The following is a 14,793-nucleotide window of genomic DNA, read 5'->3' as shown; positions in this document are numbered from 1 at the left end:
AGCTCGCGGGCCGCCGTCGCCGCCGCGGCGAGCCCCGGGTCGGGGACGCCGGCCAGCGCGCCGAACGCCGCGTCCAGCGCCGCCCTGCGCTCCCCGACCGCCTCCTGGAGCTGCCCGAACGGGCCGAGCCGCCAGTCCTGGCCGTCACCGGACGGCCCGGCGCCGGCGTCCCGGGCCGCTCCCGCCCACTCGGCGACGGTGTCCAGCGCGGCCTCGACCTTCTTGACCAGCTGTGCGCGGGCACGCGCGATGATCTTCCGGTTCTTGCGTCCGGCGGTGATCCGCGAGGTGCGCTCGTCGATCATCCGGTTGATCGCGTCCCCGGCGCGCAGCACGGTGACGCCGGCGAGGACGGCGTCGACCTCCCCGGCGTCGTCCCGCTCGGCGGCGACGAGGAGCCGCCCGACCGGCCCGTCCGGCTGCACCAGCGACTTCCACACCTCGGTGGCGAGCTGGTACCGGATCTTCTGGTGCGGGGCCTCCAGCAGCATCCGGCCCGCCTCGGTGACCGCCTTCCGGCGGACCATCGCGGCCTCGGCGGAGCCGCGGATCCGTCCCGCGAGCCCCGGGCCCAGGTAGGCGCCGCTGCGGGCGGCGCGCGCGAACGCCTCGCCGCATTCCTTCAGGTCCGGGTACTGGGACACGACGACGGTGAGCTCCTCCAGCAGCCGCGTCGACTCGGGCGTCGGATGCACCAGCCCCGCCCGGATCGACGCGGCCCACGCCAGCAGGCCCCCGGCCGGGTCGTTCGCCAGCGCCTTCGCGCCGAGGTCCCGCGCGGCCTCGACGAACTCGGCCGACAGCGGCCCGGCGAAGGCGACCATCTCCCGCGCGAGTGCCGCGCACCGCCGCGCGCGCTCCTCGGCCTCGGGTCGCCCGGCCGCCGTCCGCAGCCGTCCCGCGAGCCCGAACCGCCCGGCGCGCAGGGCCGCGACCTCCGCCCGGACGACCTCGGGCGGCAGCGCGGGCGGCGCCTCGGCCCGTCCCCGCTCGGCGGGCCCGGTCTCTTCGCGTCCGGTCTCCTCATGGCCGGTCTGCTTTTCGGGAGGTTCCGCGTCGCCCTGTCCCTCACCCTCGTCGCCCGCCTGCGCCGCCGGACTCTCCGCGGGTTCGGCGGGCCGCGGCGCCTCCGCCGCTGGCGGCGGAGCGGAGGCTTCCGCCGGGACGGTCTCACTCAAAGGAGACGGACGTGCGCCAACGGGCTCTGGAGCGGAGGCCACGGGAAAGGTCTCGGCGAGCATGGCGTCGAGGTCCGCCAGGTCAGCGTCGGTGTCGCGGGCTTCGGGGCCCGTGTCCGGGGCGGGCGGCTCGTCGCCGCCGGGGCCGCCGTCATCGTCGTCCTCCGCGCCGGGCCCGTCATCGGCGGGGCCGTCCTCGACAGGGACGATCGAAAGTCGTCCCATCAGGGCCAGGTCGGCGAGCAGCCGCCACGCCTCGGGCAGCAGTTCGCGCGCCCTGGCCGCCAGCTCCGCGCCCCGCAGCGTCTGTCCCGGAACTCCCATCACCTCGATGAGCTCGGCGAGCGCGCCGAGCGCCTCGGTGTCGTCGCCGGCCGCCGCCGCCTCCCGGACCTCGCGGAGCAGGTCCGCCGGAGCGTCCGGCCCTTGAAGGCCGCGCAGCGCGCGCACCCGCTCGCTTCTGCGCTCGGCGTCCAGCGCGGCGCGGACGGCCGCCGCGAGCGCGGGCACGTCCGCACCGCCCGCACCGGGGACGAGCCTCTCGGCGCGCGCCCGCAACTCGTCCAGCCGCTCGACCGCGGCGCGCACGGCGGCCAGGTCGTCCTCGTCGGGACGTCCGGCCGCGGCGAGCCGCGCGGCGACGCGTCCCGCCGCCGCGGCCGCGTCGGGAAGCCGTGCGGCGAGGTCGCCGAGCGCGCCTTCGAGCCCCGCCAGGTCGAGGGGCGGGTCCGCGGGTGCGGGCGTGGAACCTGCGGGCGTGGAACCTGCGGGCATGGTCGGCGCGCCCTCCCCAGTCGCCCCCGGCGGACGCCGCGCCATGTCCCGCAGCTCAGCAAGGCCGATCGGCCGGGCGGGCAGCGCCGGGTGGCGTTCCCGAACCGCCGTCCACGCCGCCTCCACTCCCCCGGCGGCCTCGCCCAGCTCGGCGCCCCGCTCCGCGAGCAGGCCGAGCGCGACGACGGCGAGCGGGCGGTCCTCCTCGACGACGCGGGCGAGGCACCAGGCGACGACGCGCATCGGGCACGGAGCGGCGAGGACGCCGCGCAGCCGGTGGGCGCGGGCGAGAACGTCCGGCGCCGTCGCCGGGACGAGCAGCGCCGCGCAGTCGGCGGCGGCGAGCCCGTCGGGATTCCCGAACTCGTACAGGGCCCCGCCCGCGAGCGCGTCGCGCAGCGCCAGGCGGCGCTGGGGGTCGCCGTGGCGCAGCGCGCGCAGCAGCGCCTCCCCGGTCGCGGCGGTGATCTTCCTGGTGTCCCGTAACCCGACGGGCGTCAGCAGCGCCCGGGTGAACGCCTGCGGGAGATCGCGGAGCAGCTCCTGGACGTCGGCGGCCGTGACCCGCGCGAGCAGGGCGTCCCCGAGGCCCGCCGTCGCGGCGCACCCGGCCAGCGACCCGAAGGGCGCGGCCCCGTCCGCGCATCCGTCCTGACGAGAGCCATGTCCCATGACCGCCCCGCTTCCAGCCCGCAGAACCCGCCCGATTCGCCTCGGTGGCAGGCGACGTGGCCAGCACCATACCGCCGGAACCGCCTCGTATCCGTCAACTGACAAAACGCACGTTGATCGACTTCACAACCCAATGCCGTGACTCTTGTCGACGAAGAGGTGCACTTCGGCGGCTCAGGGCCGCCGTTTCGGAATACCGCGACGGGATGGGACTTCGCTTCGCGCCGATCCGGCCCGTACCGGCTCATGAAAGGGGCGAGCAGCAGGGACGGGCGCGGGTACCCGGCCGGGCCGCCAGGATAGGGCGGCCCGCCTCTGCGGGATACCGCTACCGAACGGTTGCCTTGCGTGAGCCGTCCCTGCTCGGAGGCGTGTCACCTACGTCCGCACGGCGAGCGGACCACCATCGGCCGAGGTCGGGCCGTGGCCTGTCGCCCGGGTCATCGGGCGGGGCGCGGGGCGGGGGCGGAGCGGGTGGCCGTAACAGGACACAGGCTTCCGTCGGTCAGGCCGTCGACGAGGAGGGCGGCCAGGTCGGTGCCTCGCTCGGCGACGGCGCGTAGGCGCGTTTCGAATTCGTCGACGCGTTGGAAGGACGCGCCGTAAAACCGCTGGACGGCGACGGGCAGCAGCGGGACCTCCGCGCGGCGGACGTCCACGCGGTAGCTCGTCGAGTGCATCGAGTAGTGGCGGAGGTTGAGCGAGGCCCTGAGGACCCCGGCCAGGAAGTGCGGGTCGAGGCGTTCGGGGTCGGGCCGCAGCAGGGACAGGCGCCGTCCCAGGACGGCGCCGCCTCTCGGGACGACCCGCGCGGCGGGCCTCTGCACGATCGTCGGCACCACGACGTCACCCGGCCGGAGGGCCACGAAGCCGTGGGCCGGGACGGGCGGCGCTTCGGGGGATCCGGGCCAGTGGCCGGAGACGACGTCGGCCGGCCTGAGCACCGGCGGCGCCCCCGTGTCCTCCTCGCCGGTGGGGACGGCGGACGCGTGGTGGACGGTCAGCAGGCCCATCCGGACCAGCTCGGCCACCGGGACGAGCGGTGCGCCGCCGATCCCGCCGGAGTCCGTCACCTCCGGGAGCAGCGCGGACAGCCCGTCCAGCAGGTCGGCGACCTCGGCGCGTCGCTCGGCGACCCGGCCGAACACCGGCGCCGACGCGGGCGGGGTGAGGTGCCGGGACGGCGTGAGGTCGACGTCCTCGTCGAGGAGGTCGATGATGCGGACGGCGCGGGCGCGTCCGGGCTCGTCCAGGTCGTCCTCCGGCGCGGCCGTGAACCGCCGCCATCCGTCCAGCGCGCGGGCCGCGTAGTCGTCCGACGCCTCCACCATGAGGACCCGGCCCGGCGGCCGCTCTCCCGGGACGGGCCGCCGCATGACCCACAGGGCGAGCGGCACCGCCATGTTGGGGACGGCGCCGGGCGGGAGCGAGATCACCGCTCGCAGCGCGCCGCGCCGCAGCAGCCGCCCGCGGATCGCGCGGCCCGCGCGGCGTCCGGCCGCCGCGGGCGGCATCAGCAGGATCGCCAGCCCGCCCGGCGCGCAGCGCGCCAGCGCGTGCTGGACCCAGGCCAGCTCCGGTTCCGTGCGCGGCGGCAGCCCGTACTCCCAGCGGGTGTCTGCGGCGAGGTCGTCGTGGCCCCAGTTGCGGTCATTGAACGGCGGGGCCGTCACCACCAGTGCGGCGCGGACGTCCGGGAAGGCGTCCCGGCGCAGCGAGTCGCCCGGCCGGACCGCCGTCTCCCGCGCGCCGGAGGCCCTCAGGGCGAGACGGATCGCGGTCAGCGTCGCGACGGTGCCGTCGAGATCCTGGCCGAGCAGGCGCGGCGCGGCGCCCCGGTCGAGCGCCTCGACGAGGAAGCCGCCGGTGCCGCAGGCGGGGTCGAGCAACGCGCCGTCCACGGGCCCCGCGAGGTCCATGACGAGACGCACGACCTCTGGAGGGGTGACATGGGTGCGCCGCTTGTGCAGGTCGAGATAGCGCTCGCGCAGGAACTCGAAGGTCTCCAGCGTTCCCCGCTCGGCGGCGAGGTCCGCCAGCCCCCGGACCACCGGGACGTGCGCCGAAGGGAGCACGGACGAGAACGCCCGCTCTCCGGACAGGTCCCCCGCCACGGCCTGAACCGCCTCGGGTAGGGCATTCGCGACGCTCTCGTCCGTCCCGGCCGACAGCCGCTGCCAGTGCCGGGGCTCGCGTTCCCGGTAGAGCAGAAACGCCCCGGCGAAGCCCAGGACTTCCGCGAGGGCGGCCTCGTCGCCGATTCGGCGAAGCTCGTGCCAGAGGTGCTCCCCGGCGGCCGACTCGCTGAGCCTGCCCTGGGCGCGGAGCCAGTCCCGCACCTGGGCGAGCGAGAACGACGGGCTGGCCGCCGTCCCGCCGACGGGCTGGGGGAAGTCCGCGTGGCGCTTGCGCCAGTTGCTCACCGCGGCCCGCCCGACGCCCGCCAGGCGGGCGATGTCGGCGGCGGTCACCGCCGCGTCCTGTGGCACGGGAGCCTCCTACCGGCGGCACCGCCGCCGGTGCCGCGACGCCATGACGGCACACCCGGCCGCCCGACACGGAGGCTATTGGTCGATCGAATTCACAGTCAACGCGCCCCGGGACGACCGAGGGATCACCGCGCCGCGCCCCCGCTCGGGACGGCGCGCCCTCGCGTCCACTGCGCGTTCACCTCGGCGACCTTATTGGAGCCGACTCCGCGCGCCGTTAAAAAGACCCTGCTCAACGAACCGCTCTCGCCATTTCGGACAGCGGACGGCCACTTCGTCCCGAACCGGAAAAGGGTCAATCTGATCAAGGAGATGCCCGCTCCGGCACCGGATGGGATCATGGAAGTTCTGCTTTCACAACCCCGCGCCAATGGTCCACCGCTCCCCCATGGAGGAACTCGTGCCGCCGACACGTTCGGGCCTGCCGCCCAACCCCCACGCATGGCCGGGGTTGGAGTCGGGTGGCCCCGACCTGGTCGTTGGGGATCTGAAAGCCCTGGCCCGGAAGCTGGAATCCCAGTTGGAGGCCATGCTCTCCACGACCACCGGTCATCTTCAGAAAGCGGGCGCGGTGCCGCCCTCCGCCTATGGCCAATGGGACGCCGCCGCCCAGCTCGCCGGAACCGCCACCACCGCCCATGCCGCGATCGCCGATCACCATCTGCGTTTCATTCATTCGTTGCAAGCCGTCGTGAAGAAGCTTTACGAAAGCGCGAACGTGTACAACGAACACGAATCCGCGATCGAGGCGAAGGTCCGGCAACTCGATCAGCTTCTGACGCGCGGGTCGGCCGTCCCGCCCACCGGCACGCCGCCCTCGCGAACACTCGCCTCGGGGCCGTCCCGGCCCGAATCGGGAACCGGCCCGACCTGGCCGGAGGCGGGGCAGTAGCGATGACGGACTCCAAGAACTCGCCCCTCCGCGCGGGCGCCCCTGCCGGATCGCCCGGTTCCTACGGTTCCAAGGAACAGATCACCGCGCTGCTCCGCGGTACCGACCCGGGGACGGTCGCCGCGTCCGGGCAGGGGTATCTCGCCCTCGCCTCCGCCTACGACAGCGCCATGGCGCAGCTCCGGACCTTCGCCCACGACCTCGCGCAGGCCTGGAAGGGCCCCGCGTCCAACGCCGCCCAGGCCCAGCTGCGGGACCTGTTCGGCGCCGCCTTCGAGATCTCTTCCCGCTCGTCCATGGTCGGCAACGCCGTCACGACCCACGGGACGAACTACCTGGCCTGGTACCGGCAGAACATGCCCACGCCCAAGACCATCGAAGAGGCACGCCAGTGGATGCAGGGCGCCAACGCCCGCGCCGCTGAGACCTGGAACGCCTTCCCCCCCGACATCTCCACCAGCCTGCCCGTGGTCCATGCGTCGAGGCAGGAGCGCGGGGCGCCCATGACCGGTCCGAACTCCGGGGGCGATTCCGGCTCGCCGGGTTCCGCAGGTGGCGGCGGGTCAGCCGGTTCCGGTTCCCCCTCCGGGCATGGGGCTGGCGGCGGTCACTCTTCGGGAACGCCTGACATGTCCGGCTCCGTCCGGCCCGGCGGCCCGGCCCCCGCCGCGACCGGCGGTTCAGGATCCGTCATCGGCCACGAGGTCAACGCGCCCCATGGCGGGGGCGTAGGGGGTTCATCGGCAGCGCGCGGTCAAGGCGGTACTCACCTCGCCGGCTTCGATCCCGCCTCTCTCACCGGCGGCGGCCGGCCCTCAGGCGGAAGTGCGGGAGCCGCAGGTGGCGGCGGGGTTGGGACGGGAGGCTCCTCCTTTTCCGGCGGCAATGCGGGAGGCGATATCCCCGGCGGCGGTTCCGGCCTCGGTCGGGGCTTCGTCTCCGCCCCCGGGACCCCTGGGGATCCACTCGGGCAGGGGGTCGCGAGCCGGGGCGGGGCCGCGTCCGCTGCCGGTCGTCCTGGCGCACCGGGTAGCGGGTTCCCCGGCACACCTGGCCATGGCGGTGGACGTGACGGCCGAGAGCGAGACCGGGGCGCATGGTTGCCCGATGAACCGGATGTCTGGGCCGGTGACATTGAGGCCGTTCCCGGAGTCATCGGCGACGCCCCGCCCAAGCCGCTCCAGCCCGAGAAAGACGGGCGCCTCACCGGGGATGACGAGGCCGCACTGCTGCGGCGCCTCCTCGCCAGGTTGGAACACCTGGAATCGCACAATGACGAACGGCCGCCTCCGGCGATCCCGCCCCGCATGGAGTGGACGGACTGACCGTGGCGAGAAGGCGTCTCCGCTTCTGCTCCGCGGTGATCTCGGCGGCCGCCCTCCTGAGCGCGATGCCGCAGGCGGCCGCCTCGCCCTCACCTCGCAGCGACCAGTGGTGGTTCAAGGCCTGGTCCGTGCAGGAGAAGGTCTGGCCGCTGAGCAAGGGCGCGGGAGTGACCGTCGGCGTGATCGACACCGGGGTGAACGCGAAACTGCCCGAGCTGTCCGGCGTGGTCCTGCCCGGTCTCGACACGACCGGCGCGGGCAACCGCGGCCAGGTCGATTTCGACGAGGCCGGACACGGGACGTCGATGTCCACGCTCATCGCCGGACAAGGCGGCGGAACAACGGGCTTCGCGGGAATCGCTCCTGAGGCGAAGCTCCTTCCGATCCGCCTTCAGACGGAGAAGGGCAATGGAGACTGGATCACCGAGATCGTGCAGGGAATCCGATTCGCCGTCGACCACGGCGCCAAGGTCGTCAACATGTCGGTCGGCCAGCAGAGCCTCCTGTGCCCGCAGGAGCTGCTGTCAGCGATCCGATACGCGATCGACCATGACGTCGTCCTCGTCGCATCGGCCGGCAACGACGGCCAAGGCAGTAACCTGCCCGAGCTACCGGCGCGCTGTCCGGGAGTGCTCGCAGTCGGCGCGGTCACGAAGGCGAGCCGAGCCTGGGTCAAGACCCAGAAGCAGAACTATGTGACGGTGTCGGCGCCCGGCGCCGAGATGGGGGTCGTCGGCAAAGACGGCACCTACTATCCCAATGGCGCGGGTACCAGTGGTTCGTCGGCGTTGACGGCGGGGGCGGTGGCGTTGGTGCGGGCCCGGAATCCGTCGATGTCCGGGCGGACGGTGGTGCAGCGGCTCATCGCGACGGCCATGCCGGTCGGCGGGCGGAAGTGGAGTCCGCAGACGGGGTTCGGGGTGATCCTCGTGCGAGGCGCCATGGATCCCGTGGGGCATCCCGTTCCAGGGAACGCGCCTAATCCCGTCTACGAGGCCTTCGACAAATGGAAGGCGTCGACGTACAGGGCGCCGTCCGTCTCCGCGTCCCCCGCGAGCGCGAAGCCGAAGGCGGCACGGGACTCGGGCGGAGGATCCACGCTCACCGTCGTGGCCTTGGTCGTCTCGGGAGTCCTGATCGCCGGCGGCCTGGCCACGGGCCTTCTGGTACTGGCACGCGGGCGCCGTCCCGCCCGACCGTTCTGAGAAGAAAGAGATTCAGTGACCCACACGCGACGGTCCAACCCTGCGCAGTTGACGGCGGGCGGTAAGGCCGCGGACGGGCTCGGCGACCACGTCCAGAAGTCGTTGGCGAAGCTGGAGGGAGCGCACAAGGGGGTGGCGGGCGGCGCGGACGGTTTCGCCTTCGCGGCGTCGCTCGGGAAGGTCTTCGAGTCCTGGGACCGGCGGCTCGGCGCCCTTCGCGGCGAGTGCTGGTCGATCGCCGAGGCGTTCCGGACCAACGCCGGGAACGACCAGGCGACGGAGCAGGGCCTCGTGGCGGGGATGAACGAGAAGTTCAACGACCTCGTCAACTTCAAGGCGGGCCACTGACATGGTGTCGATGCGGCAGCTCCGGGATCTGGACCTGGGCCCCGTCAAGACGGCCGGCGACGCCTGGGGCGCGCTCATGGACGATCTCGAGACGGGTCAGCACACCACCGACCGCCAGATCATGACGCCGTTGCACGGCGAGTGGAAGGGGCAGGACGCGGACGCGGCGTTCCGGCGCCTCACGCGGCTGAGCCAGAACTTCGAGTACGGCATGGCGGAGTCGGGCGACGTCCGCACGCTGCTCGCCTCTGTGTCCGCAGAGCTCGGCGTCCAGCAGAAGGCACTGCGGCAGGCCCTCGCCCAGGCCGCCGAGCTGGGCTTCCACGTCGCCGACGACGGCCGCGTCGCCTACCCCGCCTCGCCGCCGATGGCGCATGGGGGAACGGCCGCGCCGACGGGCGGCTCGATCCGGCTCGGCGTCGCCGCCGACAACGCGACGAGGGCGCAGGCGATCGCCGACCAGATCCGCCGCGCCGTCAGCGAGGCCACGGCGATCGACGAGAAGTACGCGGCGGCCCTGGAAAGGCTGCGGACCTCGGCGGATCTGCAGGTGACGGCGAAGAACTGGGCGGACGCGTGGGGCACCGGGCGGCTCGTCGCCGGACTCGCCGACGGCGGGCTGCGCCTCCAGATCCCCGACGGCGGGGATCCGAAGAAGAACGCCGCCTGGTGGCGGAGCCTCACGCCGGAGCGGCGCCAGGCGTACATCGCCGCCCATCCCGACAGAATCGGCGCGCTGGACGGCCTTCCGGCCGACGTCCGTGACCAGGCGAACCGGCTGGTACTGCACGAGAACCGGGGAGCCGTGCAACAACGGCTCGCCGCGATGCCACCCGCCCCGGAACGCTTTCTCGGTACACCGGCGGGCTTGGCGACGAACCCCCTCTATCAGATCTGGAAGGACGAGCACGACAAACTCACCGCCCAGCTGAAAGGGATGGACGCCATTCAGTCCCGCCTCGACAGTGCCGGACGAGAGGGCCTTCCGGACGCCTACATCCTCGGATTCGACCTCAACGGAAACGGCCACGCCGTCGTCGCCAACGGCAACCCGGACACGGCTCGCCATACCGCCGTCTACGTTCCCGGTACCTTCTCGAAGCTCACTGACGTCGGGGGTGAACTCGTTCGAGGCGACCGTCTTTGGCAAAGTGCGACGCAATTGCGGAACGGCTCCGTTTCCACCATAAGCTGGTTGGGGTACGACGCCCCGCAGAGCCTCGTCACGGAAGCCCCTTTCCGCAGTTACGCGGATGAGGGCGCTCCCGCTCTCACCCGGTTCACCGACGGGCTCCGCACCGCCCACACGGGCGCGCCGACGCACATGACCATGGTCGGGCACAGCTACGGCAGCACGGTCATCGGCTCGGCGGCCCTGCACGACCACCTGGCGGCGGACGACATGATCTTCGCGGGAAGTCCCGGCGTGGAGGCCCGGCACGCGCGGGACCTGAACATTGGCGCGGAGCACGTCTACTCCCAGGTCGCGCCTGCGGATCCGGTCCCGGTGGGAGGTGAGGCGACCAGACTTCCGGGCCACATCCCCTCCGGCGGGCCCTTCTCCTTGGGCGAGCCGTCGATCCCCGGCGATCCCGAGTTCGGGGGTCGCAGGCTCCCCTACGGCTTCAACCCCGACAGCGACGGCCGCAACCCGCTGTCCGCGCACGGCACGTACTGGAACCTCAACTCGGAGAGCCTGGCCAACCAGGCCAAGGTGATAGCAGGTGCCTACCATTAGAAGAAACTTTTCGTTCTTGGCGATACTGGTCCTGGCGATGACAGGTGGGTGCTCGGACATGAACGACCTCGGATACGAGCCGAAGACGCTTCACCCCGAGAAGGTCCGTGAGCGGGTGCGCGGTTATTCGGCCGCCATCGACACGATGGCCGCGCTGCCGAAGGGCGAGCGGATGCCGCACGGACCACTGATCGATTTGAGCGCCCGGGGCGTCAAACGCGGTTTCTACATGTCCGATGTCTGGTCCATCTACAGCCCGTCCCGGCAGGATGTGAGCCAGGGGTACGACCGCATCAAGAGCGCCTTGCCTGGGGCCGGATGGAAGATCGTTCACGAGGGTCCCGATGCCGCGGGGAAAAAAGACCCCCAACTACGAGCGGAACATCAGGTTGATCATTTCACCCTCAGGGTGGAGCTCATCTCCGACCGGCCCATGCTGTACATCACGGTCGACTCCCTCATCTTCATCGCACCCCCGGACGTGGATCTGAATACCTTCCACTGACGGCTGCGCGGGAGCGCGCGGCGGCGGCTAAGGGCGGGGGGCCAGGTGGTCGTGCATCATGGCCACCCAGGTCTCCACCAGGGCCTCGTCGTCGGTTCCGGTGGGGTCGGCGTTGAGGAGGACGCGGAGCAGGCGTGAGGTGAGCAGGCCGCCGAGGCCCACGGCGGCCGTCGTGCGGGCCCGGTCGCGGGGGACGCCGGCGCGTTCGTGGAGCCAGTCGGCGAAGCCCTCGTAGGTGGCGTTGACGAGTTGCTGGACGGCTCCCTCGACCAGTTCGGGGCGGGAGCGGGCCTCGGAGGCGACGATGCGCAGCAGCTCGGTCTCGCCGTCCAGCTCGGCGAGGGTGTATCGGGCGGTCAGGGTGAGTTCCGTCCGCAGGTCGCCCACTCCGGCGAAGACGTGCCGAATGTCACGCAGGGCGGTGACGCGTTCCAGATGGCGTTCGATCCCGGCGGCCAGCACCTCCTCCTTCGTGCGGAAGTGGTGGTAAAGGCCGCCCGCGCCGGGGGTCAGGCCCGCCGCCCGCTCGATCCTGGCCACGCTGGTGCCCTTGTAGCCGTCCCGGCCGAACAGCTCCATCGCCACATCGATGATGCGGTCGCGGGTTGACGTCGTCATGCCGCTAAGTAAACACTGAGGAGGGCAAAGAAGTCACTTTCTGGGGGTCGGAGTGTCCGAGCGGAACATCAGGAGCGGGCGGGTCGCCCGGACGGCGCCGCTGGTCGGCCTCGCCGGGCGGACCGCCGGAGAGGCCGTGGTGGGCGCGCTGCGCGGGCGGCCGCGGGACGCGGCGTACCACGAGCGCGCGGCGGCGCGTTACGCCGAGCGGCTGGGCCGTTCCAAGGGCGTGCTGATGAAGGCGGGACAGCTGCTGTCGTTCGTCAGCTTCTCCGTCGAGGGCCAGTACCAGCCCGTCTACCAGCAGGCACTGGCGCGGCTGCAGGACGACGCGCCGCCGATGCCGTTCGAGATGGCCGCCGGGATGGTCGAGGCGGAGCTGGGGGCGCCGCCGTCGCGGGTCTTCGCCGAGTTCGATCCGGAGCCGCTGGCCGCGGCGTCCATCGGCCAGGTGCACCGGGCCCTGACGCACGACGGCCGGCGGGTCGCGGTGAAGGTGCAGTACCCGGGGGTCGAGAAGGCGATCAAGGCCGACCTCGCCAACACCGAGCTGCTGACGACGTTCTTCCAGATCTCCCGGGGGCTGATCCCGGGGCTGGGCCGGATGGACCTGCGCGCGCTCGCCGCCGAGGTCGCCGAGCGGATCGGCGAGGAGGTCGACTACCTCACCGAGGCCGACCACCAGCGGGAGTTCGCCGAGGCCTACCGGGGGCACCCGTTCGTCCGCGTACCCGAGGTCGTCCCCGAGCTCAGCACCCGCCGCATCCTGACGATGGACCTGGTGAAGGGGAAGAGCTTCCGCGAGGCGCTGGAGGCGCCCCAGCCGCTCAGGGACCAGTGGAGCGAAGTGCTGTTCCGCTTCTACCTAGGCGGGATCCGCAGGCTTCGTCTCTTTCACGCCGACCCGCATCCCGGAAACTACGTCTTCCACGACGACGGGACGGTCACGTTCCTGGACTTCGGCTGCGTCAAGCGGTTCGACGAGCGGATCGTCCAGCGGATGGTGGCGGCCGCCGAGGCGACCATCGCCGGGGACGCCGGAGCGCTGATGGAGGTCCTCATCGGGGCCGGTGAGCTCGACCGCGAGGACCCGCCTCCGCGCGAGGAGGTCCTCGGGTGGTGGACGCGGACCCTGCTGGCCTGGACGGCGCCACAGCCGTTCACCTACTCGTCCGAGGTGGAGGCGGCCGTCGCGCGGCAGAGCTACGACATCTCCGGGGAGTTCGGTGGGTTCCTGCGCAAGTGGAGGCCGGATCCGGAGATGATGACGCTCACCAGGATCGGGCTGGGCATGAACGCCGTCCTGGCCCGCTTCCAGGCCACCGGCGAGTGGGAGCGGATCCGACACGAGTGGGACCGCGGCGGGCCGCCCGCCACCCCGCTCGGCGAGCTCGACCTCGCCTTCTGGGACGGTGCCCATGCGCGCTGAGACGCCGCTACAGGAGACGGGCCGCGACGGCACCGTCCGTTGGGACGAGGAGTTGGGCGTCTGGGTCGTCTCCGGATACGACGAGGTACGCGCCGTCCTGCACGGGACGGGCTGGAGCAGCGACCCGGGAAGGGCGGCCGGCGCGCCTCCCGAGTTGCGCGAACTCCCGCAGGCGATCCTGCTGTTCCTGGACCCGCCCGACCACACCCGGATGCGGCGGCTGCTCGGCCCGGCGTTCGCGCCCCGGGCCGTCGAGGCGCTGCGGCCCCGCGTCAGGGAGATCGTCGCGGCCGCCCTCACCGGGCTCGGCGACGAGACCGACCTGCTGCGCGAGGTGGCCTACGTCGTCCCGGTCGCGGTGATCGCCGAGCTGCTGGACGTGGGGCCGGACGGCGCCGAGCTGCTCCTGGAGACGACCCCCGCCCTGGCGGGCATGCTGGAGCCCGGCGCCGGCCCGGGGGAGCTGGTCGCCGCCGCCGCGGCGGCGGCGGAGCTGACCATGTTCCTCACCCCGCTGCTGGCCGAGCGGCGGCGCCGCCCCGGGGACGACTTCATCAGCGCGATGCTCGCGGTGCCGGACGGCCTGGAGCTCGACGAGGTCGCGGGCACGTGCGTCCTGCTGCTGGCGGCCGGTCACGAGACCACGGCCGGTCTCATCGCCAACGCGACCCTCGCGCTGCTGCGCGACCGCGAGCAGATCCCGCACCTGCTGGCCGACCCGGGGCGCGCCGTCGAGGAGCTGCTGCGCGTCGAGGGGACGGTCCGGCGCGTCCAGCGCGTCTCCGTCACCGGCCACGAGCTGGGCGGGCACCGGATCGCCGCGGGCGAGACCGTCCACCTGCTGCTGGACGAGGCGAGCCGGAGCGCGGGGCCGATGGACCTGTCCCGCGCCCCGCTCCCCCACCTCGCCCTCGGCGGCGGACTGCACTACTGCCTGGGTGCGGCGCTGACCCGCATGGAGGTCGCCGAGACGCTCCCCGAGATCTTCAGGCGCTTCCCCGGCATGCGCCTGCGATCCCACGCCTGGCGGGAGTCGACGAGCTTCCACACCCTGGAGGAACTCCACGTGACGGGCCTCATGAGGACGACGGACGCCGGCCACTGACAAGAACGTCGCGGATGAGATCTCCTTCGAGCGCGCCCCGAGGGAGCAGCTCAGCCACCGGCCGCGCGGAGAGTTCCGGCGCGTCCTGCGGGTCCGGCGCATGCGCCAGAATCGGGGGATGCAGTTCGGGATTCTGGGGCCGGTCGAGGTGCGGCCCGGGGGGACGGAGGCCGTGGCCGTCGGCGGCCCGCGGGTGCGGGCGCTGCTGGCGATGCTGCTGCTGGACGCCGGGCGGGTCGTCACGGCGGAGCGCCTCATCGACGGGCTGTACGGGCAGGAGCCGCCGAGCGGCGCGGCCAACGCGCTGCAGTCGCAGGTGTCGCGGCTGCGCCGCGGGCTCGGCGACGCGGCGCTGGTCGAGGGGCATCCGGCGGGGTACCGGCTGGCGGTCGACCCGGGGCTGGTGGACGCCCACCGGTTCGGGTCGCTCGCGCGGGAGGGGCGGCTCGCGCTGGAGCGCGGCGACCACGCCGGCGCCGCCGCGCCGCTGCGGGAGGCGCTCGGCCTGTGGCGGG

Annotated in this window: 12 protein-coding genes; 9 read left to right on the top strand and 3 right to left on the bottom strand. The window is 72.9% G+C overall.

Features of this window, described 5'->3' with window-relative positions; translation table 11 throughout:
* Both E1291_RS30530 and E1291_RS30525 read right to left on the bottom strand, forming a co-directional pair.
* Positions 1–2,624: hypothetical protein (locus E1291_RS30530; RefSeq protein ID WP_131741540.1), on the bottom strand; the 2,624-nt coding region annotated here is incomplete at its 3' end.
* 440 nt (positions 2,625–3,064) lie between these two features.
* Positions 3,065–5,113, bottom strand: coding sequence for an N-6 DNA methylase (locus E1291_RS30525; protein WP_207401022.1), 2,049 nt, complete (start codon positions 5,111–5,113; stop codon positions 3,065–3,067).
* Positions 5,114–5,501: 388 nt separating this feature from the next.
* Here E1291_RS30525 and E1291_RS30520 point away from each other — a divergent pair, with 388 nt between their 5' ends.
* Genes E1291_RS30520 through E1291_RS30495 form a run of 6 tightly spaced genes read left to right on the top strand, consistent with a single transcriptional unit; the run spans position 5,502 to position 11,126 of the window.
* Positions 5,502–6,005, top strand: a complete 504-nt coding sequence (locus E1291_RS30520; RefSeq protein WP_131741539.1) for a hypothetical protein — start codon at positions 5,502–5,504, stop codon at positions 6,003–6,005.
* A 2-nt stretch (positions 6,006–6,007) separates the two neighbouring features.
* On the top strand, positions 6,008–7,330 hold the full coding sequence (locus tag E1291_RS30515; RefSeq protein WP_131741538.1) for a WXG100 family type VII secretion target: 1,323 nt from the start codon (positions 6,008–6,010) through the stop codon (positions 7,328–7,330).
* Positions 7,331–7,365: 35 nt separating this feature from the next.
* A complete protein-coding gene (locus tag E1291_RS30510) occupies positions 7,366–8,535 on the top strand; it encodes a S8 family serine peptidase (protein WP_131741537.1) in 1,170 nt (389 codons plus the stop codon).
* Between the two features lie 15 nt (positions 8,536–8,550).
* Entirely contained in the window at positions 8,551–8,883 is a 333-nt protein-coding gene (locus tag E1291_RS30505) for a hypothetical protein (protein WP_131741536.1), read from the top strand.
* Between the two features lie 10 nt (positions 8,884–8,893).
* A complete protein-coding gene (locus E1291_RS30500; RefSeq protein ID WP_165495359.1) occupies positions 8,894–10,621 on the top strand; it encodes an alpha/beta hydrolase in 1,728 nt (575 codons plus the stop codon).
* A 58-nt stretch (positions 10,622–10,679) separates the two neighbouring features.
* Positions 10,680–11,126, top strand: coding sequence for a hypothetical protein (locus E1291_RS30495; protein ID WP_131741534.1), 447 nt, complete (start codon positions 10,680–10,682; stop codon positions 11,124–11,126).
* Between the two features lie 27 nt (positions 11,127–11,153).
* On the opposite strand, the gene E1291_RS30490 is transcribed toward E1291_RS30495, so the two are convergent.
* Entirely contained in the window at positions 11,154–11,744 is a 591-nt protein-coding gene (locus E1291_RS30490) for a TetR/AcrR family transcriptional regulator (RefSeq protein WP_131741533.1), read from the bottom strand.
* Positions 11,745–11,796: 52 nt separating this feature from the next.
* On the opposite strand from E1291_RS30490, the gene E1291_RS30485 reads away from it, so the two are divergent.
* From E1291_RS30485 to E1291_RS30475, 3 genes are all read left to right on the top strand, one after another.
* Complete coding sequence (locus tag E1291_RS30485; protein WP_131741532.1) at positions 11,797–13,173, top strand: ABC1 kinase family protein; 1,377 nt, start codon at positions 11,797–11,799, stop codon at positions 13,171–13,173.
* The gene (locus tag E1291_RS30480; protein ID WP_131741531.1) at positions 13,163–14,278 is read left to right on the top strand and encodes a cytochrome P450 family protein; all 1,116 of its coding nucleotides are present in this window, start codon (positions 13,163–13,165) and stop codon (positions 14,276–14,278) included. Before E1291_RS30485 ends, E1291_RS30480 begins: the two co-directional genes overlap by 11 nt.
* 118 nt (positions 14,279–14,396) lie before the next feature.
* A partial coding sequence (locus E1291_RS30475; protein WP_207401021.1) for an AfsR/SARP family transcriptional regulator occupies positions 14,397–14,793 on the top strand: 397 nt, incomplete at its 3' end.

Source organism: Actinomadura roseirufa (genome assembly GCF_900659635.1).
GTDB classification, from domain to species: Bacteria; Actinomycetota; Actinomycetes; order Streptosporangiales; family Streptosporangiaceae; genus Spirillospora; species Spirillospora roseirufa.
Note: the sequence above shows the minus strand (reverse complement) of the source record. Positions and strands in the feature narration are given on the sequence as shown.

Excerpts from the sequence above, each read along its gene's own strand:
- E1291_RS30520 (WP_131741539.1), top strand. The coding sequence starts at position 5,502 with ATGGAGGAACTCGTGCCGCCGACACGTTCGGGCCTGCCGCCCAACCCC.
- E1291_RS30500 (WP_165495359.1), top strand. The coding sequence starts at position 8,894 with ATGCGGCAGCTCCGGGATCTGGACCTGGGCCCCGTCAAGACGGCCGGC.
- E1291_RS30480 (WP_131741531.1), top strand. The coding sequence starts at position 13,163 with ATGCGCGCTGAGACGCCGCTACAGGAGACGGGCCGCGACGGCACCGTC.
- E1291_RS30495 (WP_131741534.1), top strand. The coding sequence starts at position 10,680 with ATGAACGACCTCGGATACGAGCCGAAGACGCTTCACCCCGAGAAGGTC.
- E1291_RS30490 (WP_131741533.1), bottom strand. The coding sequence starts at position 11,744 with ATGACGACGTCAACCCGCGACCGCATCATCGATGTGGCGATGGAGCTG.
- E1291_RS30515 (WP_131741538.1), top strand. The coding sequence starts at position 6,008 with ATGACGGACTCCAAGAACTCGCCCCTCCGCGCGGGCGCCCCTGCCGGA.